The 23,153-nt window shown below is 60.9% G+C and carries 24 protein-coding genes; 10 read left to right on the forward strand and 14 right to left on the reverse strand.

The window, feature by feature from the left end:
* Positions 1-40: 40 nt before the first annotated feature.
* Both SLW75_RS00275 and queF read left to right on the forward strand, forming a co-directional pair.
* Complete coding sequence (locus tag SLW75_RS00275) at positions 41-1,285, forward strand: lipoprotein-releasing ABC transporter permease subunit (RefSeq protein WP_065989608.1); 1,245 nt, start codon at positions 41-43, stop codon at positions 1,283-1,285.
* 200 nt (positions 1,286-1,485) lie between these two features.
* The gene (gene queF / locus SLW75_RS00280) at positions 1,486-2,316 is read left to right on the forward strand and encodes an NADPH-dependent 7-cyano-7-deazaguanine reductase QueF (RefSeq protein ID WP_065989609.1); all 831 of its coding nucleotides are present in this window, start codon (positions 1,486-1,488) and stop codon (positions 2,314-2,316) included.
* Positions 2,317-2,409: 93 nt separating this feature from the next.
* Here queF and SLW75_RS00285 read toward each other — a convergent pair whose 3' ends face one another.
* Both SLW75_RS00285 and SLW75_RS00290 read right to left on the reverse strand, forming a co-directional pair.
* The gene (locus tag SLW75_RS00285; protein ID WP_410933200.1) at positions 2,410-2,673 is read right to left on the reverse strand and encodes a DUF4404 family protein; all 264 of its coding nucleotides are present in this window, start codon (positions 2,671-2,673) and stop codon (positions 2,410-2,412) included.
* Positions 2,674-2,783: 110 nt separating this feature from the next.
* Entirely contained in the window at positions 2,784-3,419 is a 636-nt protein-coding gene (locus SLW75_RS00290; protein ID WP_065989614.1) for a phosphatase, read from the reverse strand.
* Between the two features lie 201 nt (positions 3,420-3,620).
* Here SLW75_RS00290 and SLW75_RS00295 point away from each other — a divergent pair, with 201 nt between their 5' ends.
* Positions 3,621-4,322: a VacJ family lipoprotein gene (locus SLW75_RS00295; RefSeq protein WP_192134241.1), complete on the forward strand. Its 702-nt coding sequence runs from the start codon at positions 3,621-3,623 to the stop codon at positions 4,320-4,322.
* A gap of 98 nt (positions 4,323-4,420) precedes the next feature.
* On the opposite strand, the gene SLW75_RS00300 is transcribed toward SLW75_RS00295, so the two are convergent.
* A complete protein-coding gene (locus SLW75_RS00300; RefSeq protein ID WP_065989616.1) occupies positions 4,421-4,720 on the reverse strand; it encodes a PilZ domain-containing protein in 300 nt (99 codons plus the stop codon).
* Positions 4,721-4,985: 265 nt separating this feature from the next.
* On the opposite strand from SLW75_RS00300, the gene rssB reads away from it, so the two are divergent.
* Positions 4,986-6,167 (forward strand): two-component system response regulator RssB, encoded by a 1,182-nt coding sequence (rssB, locus tag SLW75_RS00305; RefSeq protein ID WP_065989620.1) that lies wholly within the window; start codon positions 4,986-4,988, stop codon positions 6,165-6,167.
* Positions 6,167-6,649 (forward strand): anti-sigma factor antagonist RssC, encoded by a 483-nt coding sequence (gene rssC, locus SLW75_RS00310; RefSeq protein ID WP_037009276.1) that lies wholly within the window; start codon positions 6,167-6,169, stop codon positions 6,647-6,649. The genes rssB and rssC overlap by 1 nt, the downstream gene beginning before the upstream one ends.
* A 78-nt stretch (positions 6,650-6,727) precedes the next feature.
* Here rssC and tal read toward each other — a convergent pair whose 3' ends face one another.
* The 7 genes from tal to SLW75_RS00345 form a co-directional block, all read right to left on the reverse strand.
* Positions 6,728-7,654, reverse strand: coding sequence for a transaldolase (tal, locus tag SLW75_RS00315; RefSeq protein ID WP_065989621.1), 927 nt, complete (start codon positions 7,652-7,654; stop codon positions 6,728-6,730).
* A gap of 339 nt (positions 7,655-7,993) precedes the next feature.
* Complete coding sequence (gene csgH, locus SLW75_RS00320) at positions 7,994-8,302, reverse strand: curli-like amyloid fiber formation chaperone CsgH (protein WP_065989708.1); 309 nt, start codon at positions 8,300-8,302, stop codon at positions 7,994-7,996.
* A 5-nt stretch (positions 8,303-8,307) separates the two neighbouring features.
* Positions 8,308-8,817 carry a curlin-associated protein gene (locus tag SLW75_RS00325; RefSeq protein WP_410933201.1) on the reverse strand — a complete coding sequence of 170 codons (510 nt, stop codon included), beginning with the start codon at positions 8,815-8,817 and terminating at the stop codon, positions 8,308-8,310.
* A complete protein-coding gene (locus SLW75_RS00330; RefSeq protein WP_065989627.1) occupies positions 8,801-9,703 on the reverse strand; it encodes a CsgG/HfaB family protein in 903 nt (300 codons plus the stop codon). Before SLW75_RS00330 ends, SLW75_RS00325 begins: the two co-directional genes overlap by 17 nt.
* A 52-nt stretch (positions 9,704-9,755) precedes the next feature.
* Entirely contained in the window at positions 9,756-10,739 is a 984-nt protein-coding gene (locus tag SLW75_RS00335) for a hypothetical protein (protein ID WP_065989631.1), read from the reverse strand.
* A gap of 60 nt (positions 10,740-10,799) precedes the next feature.
* Positions 10,800-11,246: a curli assembly protein CsgF gene (locus SLW75_RS00340; protein WP_410933202.1), complete on the reverse strand. Its 447-nt coding sequence runs from the start codon at positions 11,244-11,246 to the stop codon at positions 10,800-10,802.
* Positions 11,243-11,686 (reverse strand): CsgE family curli-type amyloid fiber assembly protein, encoded by a 444-nt coding sequence (locus SLW75_RS00345; RefSeq protein WP_192134234.1) that lies wholly within the window; start codon positions 11,684-11,686, stop codon positions 11,243-11,245. The genes SLW75_RS00340 and SLW75_RS00345 overlap by 4 nt, the downstream gene beginning before the upstream one ends.
* 452 nt (positions 11,687-12,138) lie before the next feature.
* On the opposite strand from SLW75_RS00345, the gene dusA reads away from it, so the two are divergent.
* The gene (gene dusA, locus SLW75_RS00350) at positions 12,139-13,149 is read left to right on the forward strand and encodes a tRNA dihydrouridine(20/20a) synthase DusA (protein WP_065989637.1); all 1,011 of its coding nucleotides are present in this window, start codon (positions 12,139-12,141) and stop codon (positions 13,147-13,149) included.
* A gap of 273 nt (positions 13,150-13,422) precedes the next feature.
* Here the strand turns inward: dusA and SLW75_RS00355 are convergent, their stop codons facing one another.
* The 4 genes from SLW75_RS00355 to xylA all read right to left on the reverse strand — a co-directional run bounded on the left by SLW75_RS00355 (position 13,423) and on the right by xylA (position 18,979).
* Complete coding sequence (locus tag SLW75_RS00355) at positions 13,423-14,559, reverse strand: sugar ABC transporter permease (RefSeq protein WP_065989639.1); 1,137 nt, start codon at positions 14,557-14,559, stop codon at positions 13,423-13,425.
* The gene (gene xylG / locus SLW75_RS00360) at positions 14,556-16,142 is read right to left on the reverse strand and encodes a D-xylose ABC transporter ATP-binding protein (RefSeq protein WP_410933203.1); all 1,587 of its coding nucleotides are present in this window, start codon (positions 16,140-16,142) and stop codon (positions 14,556-14,558) included. The genes SLW75_RS00355 and xylG overlap by 4 nt, the downstream gene beginning before the upstream one ends.
* Before the next feature lie 218 nt (positions 16,143-16,360).
* Complete coding sequence (xylF, locus tag SLW75_RS00365; RefSeq protein ID WP_065989643.1) at positions 16,361-17,362, reverse strand: D-xylose ABC transporter substrate-binding protein; 1,002 nt, start codon at positions 17,360-17,362, stop codon at positions 16,361-16,363.
* A gap of 300 nt (positions 17,363-17,662) precedes the next feature.
* Positions 17,663-18,979: a xylose isomerase gene (xylA, locus tag SLW75_RS00370; RefSeq protein WP_410933204.1), complete on the reverse strand. Its 1,317-nt coding sequence runs from the start codon at positions 18,977-18,979 to the stop codon at positions 17,663-17,665.
* Positions 18,980-19,167: 188 nt separating this feature from the next.
* On the opposite strand from xylA, the gene SLW75_RS00375 reads away from it, so the two are divergent.
* The 4 genes from SLW75_RS00375 (at position 19,168) to SLW75_RS00390 (ending at position 23,122) form a co-directional block, all read left to right on the forward strand.
* Positions 19,168-20,355, forward strand: a complete 1,188-nt coding sequence (locus SLW75_RS00375; RefSeq protein WP_410933205.1) for a XylR family transcriptional regulator — start codon at positions 19,168-19,170, stop codon at positions 20,353-20,355.
* A 66-nt stretch (positions 20,356-20,421) separates the two neighbouring features.
* A complete protein-coding gene (locus SLW75_RS00380) occupies positions 20,422-21,348 on the forward strand; it encodes a Gfo/Idh/MocA family protein (RefSeq protein ID WP_410933206.1) in 927 nt (308 codons plus the stop codon).
* Between the two features lie 496 nt (positions 21,349-21,844).
* Complete coding sequence (nudK, locus tag SLW75_RS00385; RefSeq protein WP_065989657.1) at positions 21,845-22,423, forward strand: GDP-mannose pyrophosphatase NudK; 579 nt, start codon at positions 21,845-21,847, stop codon at positions 22,421-22,423.
* A gap of 147 nt (positions 22,424-22,570) precedes the next feature.
* Positions 22,571-23,122, forward strand: coding sequence for a sigma-70 family RNA polymerase sigma factor (locus SLW75_RS00390; protein ID WP_410933207.1), 552 nt, complete (start codon positions 22,571-22,573; stop codon positions 23,120-23,122).
* Positions 23,123-23,153: the final 31 nt, after the last annotated feature.

Consider the following 23,153-nt stretch of genomic DNA (forward strand, 5'->3'; position numbering starts at 1 on the left):
GGCTTTTTACTTTCAGCTGCTTAGTTACGGTGCTCCACGAATGTTCAGACCGTTATCCATCTTTATCGGTACGCGCTACACGCGGGCCAAGCGTCGCAACCACTTCATCTCGTTCATTTCCATGACCTCGATGATCGGGCTGGCGCTGGGCGTGCTGGCGATGATCGTGGTGCTGTCCGTGATGAACGGTTTCCAGCAGGAAATGAGCTCGCGGATCCTCGGCATGGTTCCCCATGCGGTGATCTCCGGAGTGAAGCCGCTGGACGATTGGCAGCCGGCTGCCAAGGCATCGCTCAAGGATCCGCAAGTCACCGCCGCCGTGCCGTTCACTGAAATGGACGGCATGCTGTCGTACAAGGGGTCGATGCAGCCGATTCAAATCAACGGCGTCGATCCGGCGCTGGAATCCAAGGTCTCCATCGTGACCCAGCACATCGTGCAGGGCCGGTTGCAGGACTTGAAGGCGGGCGAGTTTGGTGTGGTGATCGGCGAAATCACCGCCCGGCGCTTTCGCCTGAACGTCGGCGACAAACTGACGCTGATCGTTCCGGAAATCAGCAGCGCCCCAGGTGGCATCACCCCGCGTTTGCAGCGTTTGACGGTGGTGGGCGTGTTCAAGGTCGGCGCTGAACTGGACGGTTCCATGGCGCTGGTGAACGTCGCGGATGCTGCGGTGATCCAGCGCTGGCAGCCCAATCAGGTGCAGGGCGTGCGCCTGGCGCTGACCGATCTGTACGCCGCGCCCCAGGTGTCCACGGCCATTGCCGCCGGCCTTGGTGCGGACTACAAGGCGGATGACTGGACCCACAGTCAGGGCAGCCTGTTCAGCGCCATGAAGATGGAAAAGACCATGATCGGCCTGTTGCTGCTGATGATCGTTGCCGTGGCGGCCTTCAACATCATCGCCACGCTGATCATGGTCGTGAACGACAAGGGCGCCGACATCGCGATTCTGCGCACCATTGGCGCCACTCCCGGGCAGATCATGGCCATCTTCATGGTGCAGGGCACCGTCATCGGCATCGTCGGCACCGTCATCGGCGGTGTGCTGGGCGTGATCGCGGCGATCAACGTCAGTCAGATCGTCGGCTGGGTCGAGCGGGTGACAGGCCAGCACATCTTCACCTCGGACGTGTACTTCATCAGCAACCTTCCGTCGAAGCTCGAAGGCAGCGATGTGGCGCTGATCTGCAGTGCCGGCTTCATCCTCAGCTTTCTGGCGACGATCTACCCGGCCTATCGCGCCGCGCAGATTCAGCCGGCCCACGCCCTGCGCTACGAGTAGGAGAGGGATCAGGGGCTGACCCGCGGCGGGGAGCAATGACGCCACGGGTCTGGCGTCCGCGTGCAATATTCCCGGGCATGGCCAGGGGGCACGGTCGGTAAGTTGGCGATCAGTCAGTAAACGCTGAAAACCCGGGCCGAACCCGATAAACTTCGCGGCCTTGGTTTTTACAGCCGCTTTATTCAGGTTCAGGTCCCGCCATGCATCCCGCAGCCGAACACTCGCCGCTGGGCAAGTCCAGCGAATACATCGCCACGTACACCCCGTCTCTGCTGTTCCCGATTCCGCGCGCTGCCAAGTGGGCGGAGCTGGGCCTGACCGCCGAGACGCTGCCTTATCAGGGTGTCGATTTCTGGAATTGTTATGAGCTGTCCTGGCTGCTGCCGTCGGGCAAGCCGGTGGTGGCCATCGGTGAGTTCAGCATTCCGGCGGACTCGGCCAATATCATCGAATCCAAGTCGTTCAAGCTGTACCTGAACTCGCTCAACCAGACTGCGTTCGCGTCTGAAGCCGAGCTGATCGCCACGTTGGAGAAAGACCTCTCGGCGGCCGCAGGCAAGCCGGTTGGCGTCCGCGTTCGCAGTCTGAAGGACATCGAGGCCGAGGGTATCGTCGCGGTGCCGGGTGTGTGTGTCGATGACCTGGACGTGAGCATTTCAAGCTACGACCGCCCTCAACCCGAGCTGCTGCGCTGCGATGAGTCGCAAGTGGTGGACGACGCGCTGCACAGCCATCTGCTCAAATCCAACTGCCCGGTGACGAGCCAGCCGGACTGGGGCAGCGTCGCGGTGGAGTACCGTGGCGCGGCGCTGGATCACGCAAGTTTTCTGGCGTACATCGTCAGCTTCCGCCAGCATTCGGATTTCCACGAGCAGTGTGTGGAACGCATCTTTATGGACCTGAAGCGCTTGCTGAAGCCAGAGAAGCTGACGGTGTATGCGCGTTACGTGCGCCGCGGCGGGCTGGACATCAATCCGTACCGCAGCACGGAAACACTGACGCTGGAGAACGGGCGTCTCGCGCGGCAGTAACTTCTCGACCACTTTCTGCACGTTAACTCACTGTGGGATTGACCGGGTGGAACGCCATCCCCGTCATTCCCACATGAAGGGGGACGGGATGATTCAGATCCCCATGCTGCCCAGGGTTACCAACACATTGCGCAGCGTGCCGGCGATGGTCGGGTGATCGACTTCAAACCGCTCGACCGCCAGGTTGACGCCACCGGCAATGCTCGGGTCCTGGGAGACTGTTTCGAGTTCGATCTGCGCCTGGATCTGCTCCATGACCTCAGTCAGGTTCCCGCGCTCTTCCAGCGTCAGCTGCGGATTTTGCTCAAGCTGCTCGCGCAACGTGTTGAGTTGTAGTTGCAAGTCACTGACGGACATGGGGTCTTCCTTAATGTGATGGGTCTCACGATGGACCGCAATGCGAAGGCAAAGGTCCTTACCGCTCTAGACTAATCCACTCCCGGCCGCCGTGCATGACCGCTGTCAGCTCAAGGCTTTTCCGACTTCTGCCGGCGCAGCGTGATATCCGCCAGGCAGGACTCCAGTTCCCCCAAGTGATCGATGACCGAATGCGCGCCGGCGGCATACAGCTCAAGGGTGGCGCGGCCGCGACGGCGCTCGCGATCCAGGTCGCTCAGCGCTTCCCATTGCTCGGGTGACAAACCGCACAGCGGCCCGCAGGACGCGAGCCCGACCGTCCACAGCCCTGCGTTGATTCCGGCCATGAGCAGACGCGGATCACCGCTGACCAGCACGCAGCCGTCCAGTTGCATGACGCCAAGGATCATCAGCGCCTGCCAACACGCATCAGGTGCTGGCCAGCGGTGGGTCGGCGGGGGCGTGGGCAAAATCAGGTTGCTCAGTGGCGCAGCCAGTTGATCGGTAACCGGGGAGGGGTACTCATCGATCCAGGCGCAGGGAATGCCGTGCTGCTTGAGGTACTTCAGTGCGTTGATTGCACCGGGCGCCGGCGCTGCAAAGGATTGGACGTCATGGGAGGCGAGGGACTTGCCATCGGCGGCAAGCAGCGTGCGTGTCTGGGCGCCGAAGTCGACGAGGCATCCGCTGAGTCCGAACAACACAGCGGTGAACGACGGAACAGCGACGGCAACCGGGGCGAGCATGGCATTCCCTCTCAAAGCCGTAGACGCTAAGGGATTGCCATGACAAATCGATGACTGAACGATGACAGTGACTCGGGATGTTTATTGCCCTACAAAACCCTGACCATTTCAGCGACGTAAATAGTCACAGAAGGCTTTATACTCTCGCCTTTGGTTTGGGGCGTAGCGCCCGCTTCATTACTTTGACTGGGAGTCTCAGCTATGCCCGAGAACGGTGCTGGCTTTATTAATCGTCTGGTTCGAACGTGCGTCTGGGCCAGCCTGGCCGTGGCGCCGATGGCTGCAAACGCGGCAGACGAAGATCCGTGGGAAGGCGTCAACCGTGCGATTTTCCGTTTCAACGACACCGTCGACACCTATGCGCTGAAACCCATCGCCCAAGGCTATGAGTTCATCACGCCGCAGTTCCTCGAAGACGGCATTCACAACATGTTCAAGAACGTCGGCGAAGTGACCAACTTTGCCAACGACGTGCTCCAGGCCAAGCCTGAGGCCGCTGGCGTCGACACCGCGCGCCTGATCTTCAACACCACGTTCGGTCTGCTCGGCTTCTTCGACGTCGGCACCAAGATGGGCCTGCAGCGCAACGACGAAGACTTCGGTCAGACCCTCGGTCACTGGGGTGTTGCCAGCGGTCCGTTCGTGATGCTGCCGCTGTTCGGTCCCAGCACCGTGCGTGACGCATTCGCCAAATACCCTGACACCTACACCCAGCCTTGGCGGTACATTGATCACGTGCCGACGCGCAACACCGCGCTGGGCGTGAGTCTGGTCGATACCCGCGCCAGCCTGCTGTCGGCTGAAAAGCTGATCAATGGCGACAAGTACATCTTCATCCGCAACGCTTACCTACAGAACCGTGAGTTCAAGGTCAAAGACGGCAAGGTCGTCGACGACTTCTGATTCAGCCGGTCCGCAAAACGACGCAAAAAAAGGCGACCTTAGGGTCGCCTTTTTATTTTCGCTAATTTTCGAAAATGTGACGGAGTTCCGGGCTGCCGTCACTTGATCTTCAAGATCGTCAGGCCCAGTCTCTGATCGCCGCCGTCGATGTCGGCAATCCACACCACCTCGGTGTCGGCCTCCAGGCCCTTGAGCGCGGCATGCTCGGAATCGATGCTCACGCTGATCTTGTCACCCACCTGAAACGAGCGCGGCGCCTGTATCTGCATGCCGGAGCTGGATAAATCCACGCACACCGCCGGGATAATCTGGCCGGCGTAGATCAGACTGATGTCCGCATCGACCCGCATGCGAATGTAATCCCGTTTTTCTTCGTAATCGCGATCGAGCTGACCCATGGCACATCCTTTGTTTTGATTGCTGATTTAACGGTTCTTATAACTCCGGGTGATTTGCGATGTAAAGACGCCGCTCGGCAGCCGGGCCACGCTTGAAACGCCAGGCGGATGGGAGTACCGTCTGCGCCTTGAAGGGCAGCTCTGTCATTTGAAGCGTTTGACCAAAAGTCCGCTACCTGAGCCAGAGAGGCTAGAAGCGAATCCAGTACGCGGGCTGACTGCAACCAGCCGCCTACGCCAACCTAATCTGGCGCCGTTTGCCCACATGCAAAAAACCAGTGCCACGCTGCTGATCATCGATGACGACGAAGTAGTGCGCGCGAGTCTCGCGGCCTATTTGGAAGACAGCGGTTTCAGCGTTCTGCAAGCCGGTAATGGCCTGCAGGGTCTCCAGACCTTCGAGCAGGAAAAGCCCGATCTGCTGATCTGCGATCTGCGCATGCCGCAGGTGGGCGGTCTCGAGCTGATTCGTCAGGTCACCAGCCTTGCGCCGGAAACCCCGGTCATCGTGGTGTCCGGCGCAGGCGTGATGAGCGATGCCGTCGAAGCCCTGCGCCTTGGCGCGGCCGACTACCTGATCAAACCCCTCGAAGACCTCGCAGTGCTTGAGCACTCGGTCCGACGCGCGCTGGATCGCGCACGCCTGCTCCACGAAAACCAGGAATACCGCCAGAAGCTGGAGACCGCCAACCGCGAGCTCGAGGCCAGCCTGCATTTGCTGCAGGAAGACCAGGACGCGGGGCGTCAGGTGCAGATGAACATGCTGCCTACCAGCCCCTGGGCCATTGATGCGTTCGAATTCGAACATGAGATCATCCCGTCGCTGTACCTGTCGGGCGATTTCGTTGACTATTTCCGGGTCGATGAGCGCCGTGTTGCGTTCTACCTGGCGGACGTGTCCGGCCATGGCGCGTCGTCTGCGTTCATCACCGTGCTGTTGAAATTCATGACCACGCGTCTGCTGTTCGAATCAAAGCGCGGCGGCAGTCTGCCGGAATTCAAACCGTCAGACGTGCTGGGCCATATCAATCGCGGGCTGATCAGCTGCAAGCTGGGCAAGCACGTGACGATGGTGGGCGGCGTGATCGACGAAGACACCGGGCAGTTGACCTACAGCGTCGGCGGCCATTTGCCGCTGCCGGTGTTCTACACCCCGGGTGACACGCATTACCTGGAAGGCCGTGGTCTGCCCGTCGGGCTGTTCAACGAAGCGACTTACACGGATCACGTCATCGATCTGCCGGAGTCCTTTAGTCTGACGCTGCTGTCCGACGGCATTCTGGACCTTCTGCCAGGTGATACACTCAAAGAGAAAGAAGCCAACTTGCCCGAACTGGTCAAGGCGGCGGGGGGCAGCCTGGATGGTCTGCGCCAAACGTTTGGATTGGCCACGCTAGGGGAGATGCCGGATGATATCGCCTTGTTAGTGTTGAGCAGGAACCTTTAATGAGTACCGGTAGAATCCAGTTCGCCGAGCAAGACGGCACATTCGTCCTCAAGTTTGTGGGTGAAGTGCGTCTGACACTGTGCTCGGCGTTGGATGCGACAATTGAACGGATCTTCACCTCGATGAACTTCTCGACGGTGGTCATCGATCTGACCGAAACCCGCAGCATCGACAGCACGACCCTCGGTCTGCTGGCCAAGCTGTCGATCCTCTCGCGCCAGAAAGCCGGGTTGTTGCCGACGGTCGTCACCACCCACGAAGACATCACGCGCCTGTTGCAGTCGATGGGCTTCGATCAGGTGTTCAACATCGTCGGTCGGCCTATTCCGCGTCCTGAAGCGCTGAGCGATCTGCCGAGCCAGGATCAGTGCGAAGACGTGGTCAAGGCGAAGGTGCTGGAGGCCCATAAGATCCTGATGGGCTTGAACGATTCGAACCGCGAAGCCTTCCGCGATCTGGTCAACGCACTCGAACACCAGTAACACGCCTCGGTCCTGAACCGAGGCATTAAAAAAGGGCGGCACCTGTGAGGGTGCCGCCCTTTTTACATGCCTGACGCTTTACGCTTTGGCCGACAGCATTTTTTCCAGTGCCACTTGGTCACGGGCGAACTGACGGATGCCTTCGGCCAGTTTCTCGGTGGCCATGGCGTCTTCGTTGGAAGCCCAGCGGAACTGGCTTTCGTTGAGGGTCACGCGCGGCTCGCCACCATTGCCCGGCTTGAGTTTCTGCGCCAGCGTGCCGTTGTCTTCTGCCAGTTTCTGCAGCAGGTCAGGGCTGATGGTCAGACGGTCGCAGCCGGCCAGTTCTTCGATCTGGCTGAGGTTGCGGAAGCTGGCGCCCATGACCACGGTCTTGTAGTCATTGGCCTTGTAGTAGTTGTAGATGCGGGTCACCGACTGCACGCCCGGGTCTTCTGCACCGACGTAGTCTTTGCCTTCGGCTTTTTTGTACCAGTCGTAGATGCGACCTACGAATGGCGAGATCAGGAACACGCCGGCGTCGGCACAGGCCTGGGCCTGGGCGAAGGAGAACAGCAGGGTCAGGTTGCACTGGATGCCTTTCTTTTCCAGCACTTCAGCGGCCTTGATGCCTTCCCAGGTTGACGCCAGCTTGATCAGGATGCGGTCGCGACCGATGCCGAAATCTTCGTACAGACCGACGATGCGGTCGGCGCGTTCGATGCAGGCCTGGGTGTCGAACGACAGGCGTGCGTCCACTTCGGTGGAGACGCGGCCCGGGACCACTTTCAGGATCTCGCGGCCAATGGCGACGGCGAAACGGTCGCTGGCGACGTTGATGTCGTTGTTGCTGCCGGTGAACGCCTCTTTCAACCGATCGCTGTTGCTGTCGCTGGAAGCGGCCTTGAGCAAAAGGGAAGGGTTGGTGGTGGCGTCGACGGGTTTGAGTTTTTCGATGGCAGCGAAGTCGCCGGTGTCGGCAACGACGGTGGTGAATTGCTTGAGTTGTTCCAGCTTGGAAGTCATGAGCGTGCTCTGTCCTGTGGTTGTGCTGACATTACCCGAGCGCCGCCGGTCACTCAAGGGCGTAAACCGCGACGGACACGCCGGTTTAGACGCCTGCGTTTGCGCAAACGTCGTGCCTGCGCGTCAGCCATGATCCGGGCGGCGCGAGCTTTTTAAAAGAGCAGCGCGGGGTCATGGTCTGTCGGTTCCCGAGGAGGGCGGATACTCGATCCAGACTGGTTGGAGCCCGGACCGCCCGGGATGTTCCCGGCGCCCGGCATCTTATCCGCTGACGGTCGGGGGCCGAGCGAGGGAGAGGGCGCTGAAGCGGCTTGTGCTTCTGAACCCGCACCGTCTGAATCAGCGGGCGGGCGTGTCGCCGCAGTCGCTGTCCACCGATTTGATCAGCGTGGTGCGGTCGAAGACCTCCAGATGCACCTGACACGTGGCGTCAGCCGGCAGCGTCAGGCTCACGCTGTTTGCCGCGACGCCGTTCTGCAGGTCGCCCTGCTGGTTGATGGCCGAGGTGCCTTGGGCGCTGTTCTGCCTGACGGTCATTCGGTATTGCAGCGTCAGCGGGGCAGGATTCTCGAGGTGCGGGCGGATCACCACCGTCGAGCCGCTGCGCTGGGCGTCAACCGTCACCACCAGCTGCGTGAAATCCATCATCAAGGTCACCGTTGGGTCGCGCTGGCGTTCATGTTGTCGCCGAACTGCTTGATGGAGACGGCGCCGCCCGATCCGGCCTGGGTAACGCTGGCCTGGTTGGCCTGACCGTACTGCCCGACGAAGGCCTGATTGTAGGCGCCGGTCTGTACCACGCTCGCGGCGTTGTCGGTGCCGTTTTGCATCACGCCGGTCTGGTTGTTGTTGCCCGACTGGCTGACCTGCGCGGTGTTCGCCGTGCCGTACTGCTGGGCGGTGAGCGCGTTATTGACGCCGCTCTGGTTGATCACCGCCTGGTTGCGACTGCCGGTCTGGCTCACGGCCTGATTCTGTCGGGCCCCGCTTTGATCGACGCGCGCAGTGTTATAGGCGCCGATCTGCAAGATGGTGGCGACGCTGTTGCCGACGGTGATGTCCGCGTAGCGTGCTTCGCGCACCAGATCCTGCGCCTGGGCGAGCGTGCCGGTGAGCAGCAGTGCCGCTGCGACCCAGCCGAATCCTTTAGCGTTGCGTTCCATTTTTCTCTCCTGTGGCAACGATGTCCTTGTCCGCGTCAGCCAGCGGCAAGGTGGTCATCTGTTCGTCGTAGCTCTGCAGGTAACTCTGCAGCAGCGGTTTGTTCAAGTCAGTGGGATTTTTCAGGTTCCAGCTACCGTCCCGCGCACCTTGGGCAATCATGTGGATCAACGCCGTCTCGATGGCTTCACGCACGCATTGCTGCACGGGCTCGTTGCGTGACACGCCGGTCTCCACCTCCAGCAGGTGCTTGAGGGAGACGAAACGGAAGATGCCGAAATCGACCTGGATCGAGAATATGGTCTTGGTGGTGGTGATGCTCTGGATGATGTCACCGGTGCGGATGTCCACCGCCCTCAGGTTAACGGTCACCTGATCCTGACGGTAAAGCTCCGAGGGCCCGACACCCAGATAGCGAACGCCGATGCCGCCGGTGCGCACATTGCTTTCGTAGGCGACGATGGCGCCTTCGATGATCATGTTCGCCGGTCGCAGCGCAGGCAGTTGCACCTGGGCCTGGTCCTGGGGCTGCTCCAGGGCGCGGATGATTTTGCGCTCGGTCAGCAGGTCCTGAAGGTTTTCGCGTTCCACCGGCTTGAACCAGCGTGAGTCCCGCAGGGCGCTGATCAGCAGCGACGCGGCGCCCTGGGTCACCGAGGTGGAAAACGAGCTGTCGGGGGACGGTTTGTATTGCCCGGTCTGGTCGCGCAGGCCGTACACCGCAACGCTGATGGGGCCAGCGGGCGGCGGCAGGTGAGTCAGGTCACGCAGGCTCTGGGTCGCAGGCGACAGCGTGGCCGGGGAAATGGTCGCGGCAGGGCGGGACGTGGTGCAGCCGGCAATCAGCATGACGGCGGTGACGATCAACATGAGGGGGCGGACGCGCATTCTTTTTCTTCCCGCAAGAAAACCCCGCCAGAACCTGGCGGGGTACACCATCTTAGTGTTGGTAGATCGTTGCCACGTTGCCGCTGCCGCCGGTCTGGCTGACGTTGGCGACCATGTTGTTGCCGGACTGAGTCAGGCGAACGGCGTTGGTGGAGAGGTAAGTCCCGGTGCCGGTCTGGCTCACAGCCGCGCGGTTGTTGTTGCCGGTCTGCAGCAGCGTATCTTCGTTGTTAAGGCCGGTCTGGGTGCTGGACGCGTAGTTGTTGTTGCCGTTCTGCTGGACGTCGGCGTTCAGCAGAGAGCCGTTCTGCGAAACGGAAAGCGTGTTGAAATCGCCGCGCTGTTGAGCCTTGGCGGTGGTGACGAGGGTGTCGTTCTGCTGGATCGAGCCGACGTTGTAGTTGCCGTTCTGTTGCAGAGTGGCGGACACCTGCTGGGCGTTATGCTGTTGCGAAACAATCCCGGTATTGCTGTTGCCCGCCTGGGTGACGCTGCTGGTGACGGTGTTGTTATTTCTCTCTTGCGAAACAGTCGCCAGGTTGTAGCTGCCGGCTTGGGAGACAGTCGTGCCGACGCGCGTGCTATTGCCGATCTGCGAAGTGCTGGCGGTGTTGTTGTTACCGCCGCCCTGGGTGATGGAGGCGCTGGTGCTGTGGTTGCTCTGTTGATCAATGCTGGCTTTGCTGTAGCCGCCGGACTGATCCAGGCTGGCGATCTGCGGCTGAGGGCCGCCGCCGTTCTGAGTGATGGAGCCGGTATTGTTGTTACCGGCCTGTTTGGCGCTGCTGAGGTTGTAGTAGCCGGTCTGATTGATCGTCAGGTTGCTGTAAGTGGCCGTCTGGTTGATAGCGCCTGCGGTGTTACGGCCGCCGTTCTGATTAACGGTGACAGTGGACTGGGTGGCGCCGCGTTGCTCGACGTTCAGTCCGTTGTCAGAACCTGCCTGGGTGGTGTTGACGGTGCTGGAGTCGGCCATGGCCGCACCGGAGACAGCAAACAGGATGGCCAGAGACAGTAAGGATTTGCGTGCTTGCATGGTGATCTTCCTTATTCAGTAGGGTAGTGGGGTGGTGCGGGGTAGCGGGTGCGACGGGTGTTACGGTTGATTCACTTGAAACTGGGTGGTCTGGCCGGTGTTCTTGTCGGTGGTGACGATCTGCAGCAGGCCGCGTTGCAGGTTGGTGATTGCGATGCGGAAGTCAGTGGTTTCGACGGTGCCCGGCACCAGTTGGCCGTTGGTACCGACGATGCTGGACGTTACCGCCGACGACACCCGGCTGAGGATGGCGCTCTGCAACATGCTGTTGAACTGGGTCAGCGCGGTCTGCCCGGCGTAGGCGCCGGACGATGAAGACTTTTCGACGTAATGGTTTTGCGCCTGCGCCTGATTGAGCAGCACCGGGCCGTTCAACGGATTGCCGCCAAATGACGGGTTGTTCGGGACATACGCCAGTTCGCTGGCCTGGACGCCTGACCCCATGCCGGCCATCAAGGCGAGGCTGGCAACAACCACCAAACTGCGGTTAATAGTGAGTGCTTTCATAGCTCGTCTCGTCCCATGTCCGGGTCGCCAAAGAATTGTGCCAATTGATAATCAAGGATGCCCTGATACACCTGACCGGCCGCGTCGGCGGCAATGGCCGGAATAAGCGTTCGATTGGGTGGCAGGAACATTTGAAATAACCGGCGATTGCCGTAATCCACGAATACCTGGCTGCCTAAACGCGCCGTGGGCCGCTCGGTAATAGTGACGGTGAATGTTTCCGCTTCATCTTTCTCACGCCAGGTGTTTGCGAAACTGTCATAAAACGTTCGGCCTGCCAGCGTCATGGTCTGCCCGATCACAATACCGCCGACGTCACGATGGTTAAGCGTCCGGTGTTGTTCAACCGTCGCGGAAGTATTCACGCTGGGCTGAGCAAGCGCCGTGGTGGCGGCGCACAGAGGCAGCAGCCATAGGCCGATGAACTTAAGGGTTGTCATGTTTGTACGTTCGTGTGTGCAGGTTGTTACTTGTTATATATCAATAAAAATACTTTGCCAGTGGTGAGTTAAAATAAAGTTCATTTATTTTGTTGGCGTCAACTTCCTTTCTTATTTAAATAACCCTGTTTAAAGAGTAGTGGATTAACCACGTTGCGAATTAATGGCGTCAAAGAATCCAACGGGCGATGGCGTTAATAACGCCAGCGTCTATGGGCGTGTAAAAAGCGTGTTTTAAAAGGCGGTTGTTAGCGTGCTAATGTTTAGGAGGGTCGCTAAGTGTAGGACTGTGCGGTATCGCTTAATTTGTTATAAGTTCTGAACACTTGGGTCATTAATGTCAGGATGGAACCGGTTCTGCAGAGGGTGTCTTTTCAGCCGGATCGGCTTCAGCCTGGCGGGCGAGCTGTTAGAATGCGCGTCCTCCTTCGCCTGACCTGCTAATTGCGCCCATGTTGCCTATCACAGAACCCCGTACCGACCGCCTTCCGTCCGAGCCCTCACGGCGTTTTTCCGTGGCCCCGATGATGGACTGGACGGACCGTCACTGCCGTTTCTTCCTGCGTCTGCTGTCGAAAAATGCGCTGCTGTACACCGAAATGGTGACCACCGGCGCGTTGCTGCACGGCGATACCGAGCGCTTTTTGCGCCATGACGAAACGGAGCATCCGCTGGCCTTGCAATTGGGTGGCAGCAACCCGGCCGACCTTGCTGCCAGCGCGCGTCTGGCGCAGGCGGCGGGGTACGATGAGGTCAACCTCAACGTCGGTTGCCCGAGCGATCGCGTGCAGAACAACATGATCGGCGCGGTGTTGATGGGGCATCCGCAGTTGGTGGCCGATTGCGTCAAGGCCATGCGCGACGCCGTGACGATTCCGGTGACCGTCAAGCACCGCATCGGCATCAACGGCCGCGACAGTTACGAGCAGCTGTGCGAGTTCGTTGGCACCGTTCGCGACGCCGGCTGCACGAGCTTCACTGTACATGCACGTATCGCCATTCTTGAGGGCCTCTCGCCCAAGGAAAACCGTGACATTCCGCCGCTGCGTTATGACATCGCCGCGCAGTTGAAGCAGGACTTCCCCGAACTGGAGATCATCCTCAACGGCGGCATCAAGACTCTGGAGCAGTGCCAGGCGCACCTGAACACCTTCGACGGCGTGATGCTTGGCCGCGAGGCGTATCACAATCCCTACCTGCTGGCCGGCGTGGACCGCGAACTGTTCGGCAGCGACGCCCCGCAGATCACCCGCGCCGAAGCCCTGGCGCTGATGCGCCCCTATGTGGAAGCGCACCTACGCGACGGCGGCTCCATGCACCACATCACCCGCCACGTGCTGGGCCTGGGCACCGGCTTCCCCGGCGCGCGCAAATTTCGGCAGATGCTCTCGGTGGACATTCACAAGACGGACGATCCGCTGGGGTTGCTGGATCGGGCGGGGGAGTTGCTGGAGGGGCGGTGAGTGGCCTACTGCTTCCAGCGCCGGGCGCGCATATTGGCTTGAAGCGGAATCCTTGTGTGGGAGCGACCGGGGTGGCGCTCCACCTTGTTCGCGAAGGCTTACTTTCAGCCCCAGAGAATGTGGCTGAATGTCCGGGCCTCTTCGTGAGCAAGCTCACTCCCACAGGTTTTGCAACAACCGAAAATCCCTAGCCTGACCACCATCCTGTGGGAGCTTGCTCGCGAAGGCTCTATTACAGGCGCTGAAAATGCCGTGGCTCAAGCCCATTGACAATCATCGCCGGCCCGCCCGCGTGCTCACATCCACCCACACCGCCAGCACCAGAATGCTGCCCTTGACGATCATCTGCCAGTAGCTGTCGACGTCGAGCATGGACATGCCGTTGTCGAGGCTGGTGATGACGAGGGCGCCGAGCAGGGCGCCGTAGACGGTGCCCGAGCCGCCGCGCATGGAGGTGCCGCCGATGAAGCAGGCGGCGATGGCGTCGAGTTCACCCATGTTGCCCGCCGACGGCGAACCCGCAGCCAGGCGCGCGGTGTTGACCAGGCCGGCGAGGGCGCACATGACGCCCATGATGCCGAAGATCCACAATTTCACCGCCTGCACATTGATGCCGGAAAGCCGCGTGGCTTCCATGTTGCTGCCCACCGAGTAGATGCGCCGGCCGAACACGGTCTGGGTGGTGATATAGCTGAAGACGCCAAGCAGGACCAACAGCAGCAGGACCGGGACCGGAATCCCGTCGTAGCTGTTCAGCGTGTAGACGAAGCCTGCCAGGACGGCGCCAATCGCCACGACCCGCACCACATCCCGAACCAGTGAATGGGCCGCGAGCCCGTGCAAAGCGCGGTTGCTGCGCTGACGCCAGGTCAGGAACAGCGTCAGCGCGAAGAGCAGCACGCCAAGCACGATCCCCACCAGCGGCGGCAGATACCCCTGGCCGATGTAGACCAGCTCCGGCGACACCGGCGCAATGGTGGTTCCGCCGGTGATTCCCAGCAGAATGCCGCGAAACGCGAGCATGCCGCCCAGGCCGACGATGAATGACGGGATGCGCAGGTACGCGGTCATGCAGCCGTTGGCCAGACCGATCAACAGCCCGCAGCCGGCGACGATGCACAGGTTCAGCGGCAGCGGCAGGTGGTAGACCACGTCGAGAATCGCCGCCACGCCGCCGAGCAGGCCGAGCAACGACCCCACCGACAGATCGATCTCACCGCTGATGATTACAAGCACCATGCCGCAGGCCAGAATCCCGGTGATCGACATCTGCCGCAGCAGATTGGACAGATTGCGCGGCGTCAGAAAGCCCCCGTCGGTTTCCCAACTGAAGAACAGCCAGATGACCGCGATGGCGATCACCAGCGCGAGCATTTTGTAGCGGGTGAACAGTTGCTTGAGTTGATTCATTGACGCGCGTCTCCCACAGCACCGGGCCGGTCGTTATTGTTTTTGTTGTGCGCAGTGTCGCCGGACTGACTGAGTGCGGCCGCGAGCACCTGTTCCTGGGTCAGCCCTTCGTTGATGAAGTCCCCGCGCAGCTGGCCGTCGCCGATCACCAGCACCCGGTCGGAGACGCCGAGCACTTCGGCCAGCTCCGACGACACCATGATGATCGACACGCCCCTGGCCGCCAGCGCACCCATCAGTTTGTAGATCTCGTACTTGGCGCCAACGTCCACACCGCGAGTGGGCTCGTCGAGTATCAGCACCCGTGGCTTCGTCAGCAGCATCTTCGCCAGCACGGCTTTTTGCTGATTGCCGCCAGAGAGGCTGGTGATCGGCAGGAACGGGCTCGCGGTCTTCAGGTGCATGCGCGCGATTTCCTTGTCGATGCTGCCCAGCTCGGCTTCGGCGTCGATGCGCGTCAGGTGGGCGAAGCTGTCGAGCACGGCGAGGGTGATGTTCTGGCCCACGCCAAGGTCGGGAATGATGCCCTGGCGCTTGCGGTCCTCAGGCACCATGCACAGCCCCGCGCGGATGGATTTGAGCGGTGTGCGCGTGTCGATGGCTTTACCGTCCAGCCACACTTCGCCGGCGTAGCGCCCCGGATAGGCACCGAACAGCGCCGAGACCAGTTCGGTGCGGCCGGCCCCGACCAGCCCGGCGATGCCGAGGATTTCACCGCGCCTGAGCACGAAGGAGATGTCGTCCACGCGTTTGCGCTTCGGGTTGTCGACGTCGTAGCAGGTGACGTGGCGCGCCTCGAAAATCACCTCACCGACGCTGTGGGGTTCGGTGGGGTAGAGATTGCTCATCTCGCGGCCGACCATCTGCGTGATGATGCTGGGAATGTCCATGTCGGCCATGGCCGTGGTCGCGATGTGTTTGCCGTCGCGGATCACCGAGATGGTGTCGCAGACGGCAGCGACTTCATCGAGCTTGTGGGAAATGTAGACGCAGGCGACCCCTTTGGCTTTGAGCTCGCGAATGATGTCGAGCAGGACGTCGATTTCCGAGCGGGTCAGGGCCGAAGAGGGTTCGTCGAGGATCAGCAGTCGCGCCTGCTTGTTCAGCGCCTTGGCGATCTCCACGAGTTGCTGATAGCCGCCGCCGTATTGCGAGACCGGCAGGGCGACGTTCATGTCCGGCACTTTCAGTTCGCGCATCAGGGCTTCAGCGCGGTGAATCATCGCCGGGTAATTCATCCGCCCGCCCGGCAGGGTCAGTTCATGGCCCATGAAGATGTTTTCCGCCACCGACAGGTCGGGGACGAGGGTGAGTTCCTGGTGAATGATGACGATCCCGGCGGCCTCGGTTTCGCTGATGGATTGCGCCTTCAGCGGCTGGCCGTCCCAGAGGATTTCACCTTCCCAGGTGCCGTGGGGATAGACCGCCGAGAGGACTTTCATCAGGGTCGATTTGCCGGCGCCGTTCTCGCCGCACAGGCCGACGCATTCGCCGGCCCGCACCTTGATGTCGATGCCATTGAGCGCCTTGACGCCGCCGAAGGATTTGACGATGCCGTTCATTTGCAGCAGATAGTCGGACATGGCGCGGTATTCCAGGACAGGCCGGAGTTCTTGTGCAGGAGCGCGGCGTGTCCCGCGACCGGCTTCGAATCAGTCGTAAATTCAGCAGACGCGTTGTGTCAGGCAAACCACAGTGTCAGGTTTTACGACGGGTTCCCCGCCGCTCGCGGGACAAGCCACGCTCCTACAGGTGTCGGTGCAGGGGTCACACTGCAGCTATGGCAATCTGCAAAAAGTGATCACTTCCCGGCGATCTGATCCTTGGTGTAAAACCCGTCCTTCTCCAGCAGATCGATGTTGTCCTTGGTCAGCGGCGTCGGGGTCAGGAGGATGGTGTCGACCTTCTTCGTGCCGTTGTCGTACTGCGAGCTGTACGTAGGCTTTTCATTGCGCGCCAGTTGCACGGACAGTTTTGCCGCTTCCGAGGCGATCAGTTTCAGCGGTTTGTAGACGGTCATGGTCTGGGTGCCGTCGATCACGCGCTTGACCGCTGCCAGGTCGGCGTCTTGCCCGGAGATGGGCACCTTGCCGGCCAGCTTCTGCGCGGCGAGGGCCTGAATCGCGCCGCCGGCGGTGGCGTCGTTTGAGGCGACGATGCCGTCGATCTTGTTGTTGTTTTTGGTCAGGGCGTTTTCGACGATGCTCAGGGCTTCGGTCGGGTTCCATTCCTTGACCCACTGCTGGCCGACAATTTTGATGTCGCCCTTGTCGATGGCTGGCTGCAGCACTTTCATCTGGCCTTCGCGCAGGACCTTGGCGTTGTTGTCGGTGGGTGCCCCGCCGAGCAGGAAGTAGTTGCCTTTCGGGGCTGCCTTGAGCACGCCCGCCGCCTGCATTTCGCCGACTTTTTCGTTATCGAAGGAGATATAGGCGTCGATGTCGGCGTTGAGGATCAGCCGGTCGTAGGACACCACTTTGATGCCGGCCTTCTTGGCTTCGGCGACGGCGTTGGTCAGCACGGTGGCGTTGAACGGCACGATGACAATGACGTCGACGCCGCGGGAGATCAGGTTTTCGATCTGGGAGATCTGTTTGCCTTCGTTGGCATCGGCGGACTGGACGTAGACCTTGGCGTCCATTTTCTCCGCTGCCGCGACGAAGTAATCGCGGTCCCGGGCCCAGCGTTCGAGGCGCAGGTCATCGATGGAAAAGCCGATTTTCGGATGGGCCGAATCGGCCATGACGGGCAGGCTGAGCAGGGCCAGAGCACTGGCAAGCAGGGTGGTCTTGAAACTCTTCATGGGGTTGCGTCCTGTTATTTTTGTTTAAAGACACTTTTTGAGCATGTATGGGTTTGCCGGTGGAACTGTAGATACTGGCCGCGCGCCGCGAGCAGGGAATTGTCGTGAGAATGTAACCAACGCAATTCCCTTAGTAGGACCGGCTTTAGCCGGGAAGCTGTTGGCGTCACACCGCAAGATGAATGTTGCACGCATTGGCCTCTTCCCGGCTAAAGCCGGTCCTACGAAAAGCATCGCGTCCATCCAGCGGATTTGCTGATGACCTCGCCGGTCCTGCATGTGAATCGCGGGCGCCTGCTGTCAGGGATAGATAAACCGGTTCACCACGCCTTCGAGCATTTCCTGGCGGCCGCTCACGGCGTGCGGGTTAAGTTCGTTGTCCATGGCGTGCTGCGCCAGAGAATCCAGGCTGAAGTCCCCCGACAGCACAGCGCGCCCGAACGGTTGGTCCCAGCCGGCGTAGCGCTGGTCCTTGAACGCTTGCAGCTTATCGTCCTGAATCATCGCAGCAGCCCGTTCCAGCGACAGCGCGAGGACGTCCATGGCCGCGACGTGGCCGTAGAACAGGTCGATTTCGTCCAGGCTCTGCCGGCGCACTTTAGAATCGAAATTGTAGCCGCCGTTCTTGAAACCGCCGGCCTTGAGGATTTCGTAGGTGGCCAGGGTCAGCTCTTCCACGCTGTTGGGAAACTGATCGGTGTCCCAGCCGTTCTGCGGATCACCGCGGTTGGCGTCGATGCTGCCGAAGATGCCGAGGGACGCCGCCGTGGCGATTTCATGGTGAAAACTGTGGCCGGCGAGGGTGGCGTGGTTGGCCTCGATATTGACCTTGATCTCTTTCTCCAGGCCGAACTGTTGCAGAAAGCCGAACACCGTGGCCGTGTCGTAATCGTACTGGTGCTTGGTCGGCTCCTGGGGTTTGGGCTCGATCAGCAGGTCGCCGGTAAAACCGATCTTGTGTTTGTGCTCGACCACCATGGCCATGAAGCGGCCCAGTTGCTCGCGCTCGCGCGCAAGGTCGGTATTGAGCAGCGTCTCGTAACCCTCGCGGCCACCCCACAGCACGTAGTTCGACCCCTTGAGCCGATGGGTCGCGTTCATCGCGCTGAACACCTGAGCGGCGGCAAAGGCGAACACTTCCGGGTCCGGATTACTCGCAGCGCCGGCGGCGAAGCGCGGGTTGCTGAAGCAATTGGCGGTGCCCCACAGCAGCTGAATGCCGCTCTGTTCCTGATGGCGTTCGAGTTCGTCGACCATCTGCGCGAAGTTGCGGCTGTACTCTTTCAGACTGGCGCCTTCGGGGGCGACGTCGGTGTCGTGGAAACTGTAGTAGTCGATGCCCAGCTTGGAGAAGAATTCGAATGCTGCATCGGCCTTCAAGCGCGCCAGCTCCATGGCGTCCCCCGGTTTGACCCATGGCCGCTTGAAGGTGCCGACGCCGAACATATCAGCGCCGGGCCAGACGAAGGTGTGCCAGTAGCAGGCGGCCATGCGCAGGTGTTCGCGCATGGGCTTGCCGAGGATGATCTTGTTGGCGTCGTAATGGCGGAAGGCGAGGGGCGACTCGCTGCCGGGGCCTTCGTAGCGAATGGTGTCGACATCGGGGAAGCAGGGCATCGGGGTTTCCTTATTATTCTTGCCAGCGTTGACGGGCGATGTGTGATTGCCTGTGTGCCGATACTAGCAACGGCCCCGTCCGCGCCGATTGCGAAAATCACCAACTCGGTGTTCGATTTTGAGTATTGAGATTCCCCCGGCGCAGGCCTAGTCTGTGCCGACTCGCTTCACAGGCCCGGGGAACAATAATGAAAACCGTCCCGCCCGCTCACCGCATCGCGCTGTTGTTCAACGGCGGCAAGATCTACGACCGCGGCATCATCACCGGCATCGGCAATTACCTGAGCAGCACCCGCGCGACCTGGGATCTGTTCCTGGAAGAGGACTTTCTCTGCCGCCTGAAGGGCATCGAGCGCTGGCAGGGCGACGGCATCATTGCCGACTTCGACGATCCGCTGATCGGCGAGGCGCTGGCCGGCAGCACCTTGCCGGTGGTGGCCGTGGGCGGTTCCTACGAGGACGAGCGGGCCTACCCGAAGCACATTCCCTACGTCGCCACCGACAACTTCGCCCTGATCAAGCTGGCCTACGAGCACCTGATCGAGGCCGGTCTGACCCGCTTCGCCTGTTTCAGCCTGCCGGAAGCCCAGAGCAATCGCTGGGCCCAGGAGCGTGAGAAAGCCTTTCGCCGGCTGTTGCAGCGTGACGGTCTGTACGGCGAGGTCTATCGCGGTCTGAGCACCAGCGCGCCGTTGTGGGACAGCGCCGTCGAACAGCAGATCACCTGGCTGCAAAGCCTGCCCAAACCCATCGGCATCATCGCCGTCAGCGACGCCCGCGCCCGGCAGTTGCTGCAAGCGTGTCTGACGGCCGGCATTGCGGTGCCCGAGCAGGTGGCGCTGATCGGCATCGACAACGACCCGCTGACCCGCACCCTGACGCGGGTGCCGCTGAGTTCGGTGACCCAGGGCACGCAAAGCATGGGGCGCACGGCGGCGCAGTTGCTGCATCAGATGCTGCACGGTATGCCCTCGACCGCCCGCCAGATTCTGGTGCCGCCCGAGGCCATCAACGTTCAGGCCTCCAGCCTGCATCAGCCGTTGGGCAACCCCTACGTCATGCAGGCGCTGCACTTCATTCGCCAGTACGCCTGCCAGGGCATCAAAACCGCCCAGGTCGCGGGCTACGTCGGCATTTCCCGTTCTTCGCTGGAATCGCACTTTCGCAAGGAGCGCGGTTGTAGCGTGCACGACGAGATTCTGAGCTTCAAACTGACCGCCGCCGCTTCAGGGCTGAAACACGGTGACTCGGCCATCGCCGACATCGCGCAAAACTGCGGCTTCAAGTCCGCGCAATACCTGCACACCGTGTTCCGCCGGGAGTTCGGCTGCACCCCTCGCGAATACCGGCAGGGCGAGGCAGCACCGCTTCATTGAATTGCTTTAGCGCGTCTCGTTTGGGGCGCGTCTGTCATAACAACGACAACATCACAGGAGTCATCGATGCATCCGATTCGTTTAGGGCTGGTGGGTTACGGCAAGATTGCCCAGGACCAGCACGTGCCGGCGATCCACGCCAGTGACCGCTTTGAGCTGGTGGCCGTGGCGACGCTGGGTCAGCACTGTCCGGGCGTGCCCAATTTCAGCTCCCTGGCTGAGCTGCTGGCCCAAGGACCGGCGGTGGACGCCATCGCCTTTTGCACGCCGCCCCAGGGGCGTTTTGCGCTGGTTGAACAGGCACTGAAGGCTGGCAAACACGTGCTGGTGGAAAAACCGCCGTGTTCGACCCTGGGCGAAGCGCTCGCCCTGATCGACGAAGTCAATGCAGCGGGCGTCAGCGGGCTGTTCGCCTGGCATTCACGTTTCGCCCCGGGCGTGGGCAACGCGGTGCAATGGCTTGAAGGCAAGACCCTCAAACAGGTGCGGATTGACTGGAAAGAGCAGGTGCGCAAATGGCACCCGGGCCAGGCGTGGATCTGGCAGGCCGGCGGGCTGGGGGTGTTCGATCCGGGGATCAACGCGTTGTCGATCGTCACCGAATTGCTGCCCCGCGCACTGTTCGTCGAATCGGCGAACCTCAGCGTGCCGAGCAACTGCCAGTCGCCGATTGCGGCGTCGTTGCAGATGCGCTCCGGTGAGAACGTGCAGGTGATTGCCGAACTGGATTTCGATCACAGCGTCAACGAGCAGTGGAGTATCGAGTTGCAGTGCGACGAGGGCGTGATGCGTCTGGACGCGGGCGGCGCGCAGGTCAGCATCGACGGCGTGACCCAGGCCGTATCGGAGGAGGGCGAGTACCCGGCGATGTACGGGCACTTCGCGCGCCTGATCGACGGGGGCAAGAGCGACCTGGATCTGCAGCCACTGCGCATCGTCGCCGACAGTTTTTTTGTCGGCAGTAAGGAGACGGTAGCGGCGTTTCACGAGTAAAAAGTGACGACCGATGGCCTGATCTGGTGTGCCGGACCGGGCTTCGGCGCCTAATGCGTATCTGCAGCCAGTGTCAGATATGCACCACGCCAACCAGGGCGATGGAAAACGAAACGATGAGGGCCAACAGAATGGTCATGTTGATGGACATTGCGGGCAAATCCTTGTCTGGTTAATCAGTGTCGCCATCATCCGGATTTGCACAGGCAAACTGAACGGCGTTCGTGACTATGTTGGCAATCGATGGAAACAATAGTTCGGGGTTTTGCCAGGAACGCAGATGAAGTGGCACATGCAGGCAACGTGGGAGTGAGCTTGCTCGCGAAGACGGCATTTCAGACGCCAGAAATGTAGCGGATGCCTCGGCCTCTTCGCGAGCAAGCTCGCCCCCACAAAATCCGTGTCACTTTCACAATTCCGTGTCGTTGCTTAAATCTCTGTAGCTGCGCCAACTCAATCAGCCGAATCCAACCACTCCCTACCCATAAGGACCACCATGCCTTCCACCCCCATCCGCATCACCGATGAACAACTCCTCTCTGACAACTGGTACGTGCTCAAGAAATACAGCTTCGAGCTGCAACGCCGCGACGGCAGTTGGCAGTCGCAGACCCGCGAGGTGTACGACCGGGGCAATGGCGCGACGATTCTGTTGTACAACCTCGAACGCCGCACCGTCGTGCTGACCCGCCAGTTCCGCATGCCTGCCTTCGTCAACGGTCACAGCGGTTATTTGATTGAAGCGGCAGCAGGGTTGCTGGACAACGCCAGCCCCGAAGAGCGCATTCGCCTGGAAGCCGAGGAAGAGACCGGCTACGTCGTGCGCTCGGTGAAGAAAATCTTCGATGCCTTCATGAGCCCCGGTTCAGTGACCGAGCGTATTCACTTTTTCATCGGCGAATACCAGCCCGACGATCGAGTCAGCGACGGCGGCGGACTGGAAGAGGAGGGCGAGGACATCGAGGTGCTGGAGCTGAACTTCGAGCGGGCCATCGCCATGGTGGAAAGCGGTGAAATCAATGACGGCAAGACCATCATGCTCCTGCAATACCTGGAGCTGCGCCTGATGAAATAAGGATTGCAGGGCCGAAACGACTCAGGGTGCGGCGAGAAAGTTTCACCAATCGGTAAACTTTCTTACGTTGCAATGAGAATCGTTTGCGTTATCCTTCGCGTTCCTTTGTTACCAGGGATGTCGAACAAGATGGATTTTCGCCCTGCAATGAGCCAGCCCACCCGGCTCGGCTCACCTTGTGTTGGCGCCACCCGTGGCGCGAGAGACCCGCGCCTCGAGGCGCTGATGGGCACCTACAACACCCACCGCGAGGCGCTGATGCGCCTGGCGGCAAAATTCCTTGGCTGTCGCGCCCGCGCCGAGGACGTGGTCCAAGACGCTTTCGTGAAGATGCTCGAAAGCGACCTGGCGTCTGCGGAACCGGCGCGCTACATGTTTCGCGTCGTGCGCAATCTGTCCATCGACCGTCTTCGCCGCCAGCGTCTTGAACGCAACCACGGCGCCGAAGCCGAGCATGAAGAGCAGATACGTTTCGAGGTGTCCCCCGAACGTGTGCTGGCCGGTCGCGAGTCACTGGATCAGCTGGTCGGGGCGCTCAACGAACTGCCCAAGCGCATGCGCATCGTCTTCGACCTCAGCCAGATCCAGGGCTACACCCAGCGCGACGTGGCCAAGGTCATCGGCACCTCGCCGACCATGGTCAACTTCCTCCTGCGCGACACCCTCTCTCACTGCCGCGCGCGGCTCGGCGATATCTAGGCACCGCCGCGTCATGTCTTTCGTATTCACT

Origin of the sequence: Pseudomonas sp. W5-01 (genome assembly GCF_046540435.1) — a bacterium.
In the GTDB taxonomy this organism is placed as follows: domain Bacteria; phylum Pseudomonadota; class Gammaproteobacteria; order Pseudomonadales; family Pseudomonadaceae; genus Aquipseudomonas; species Aquipseudomonas graminis_B.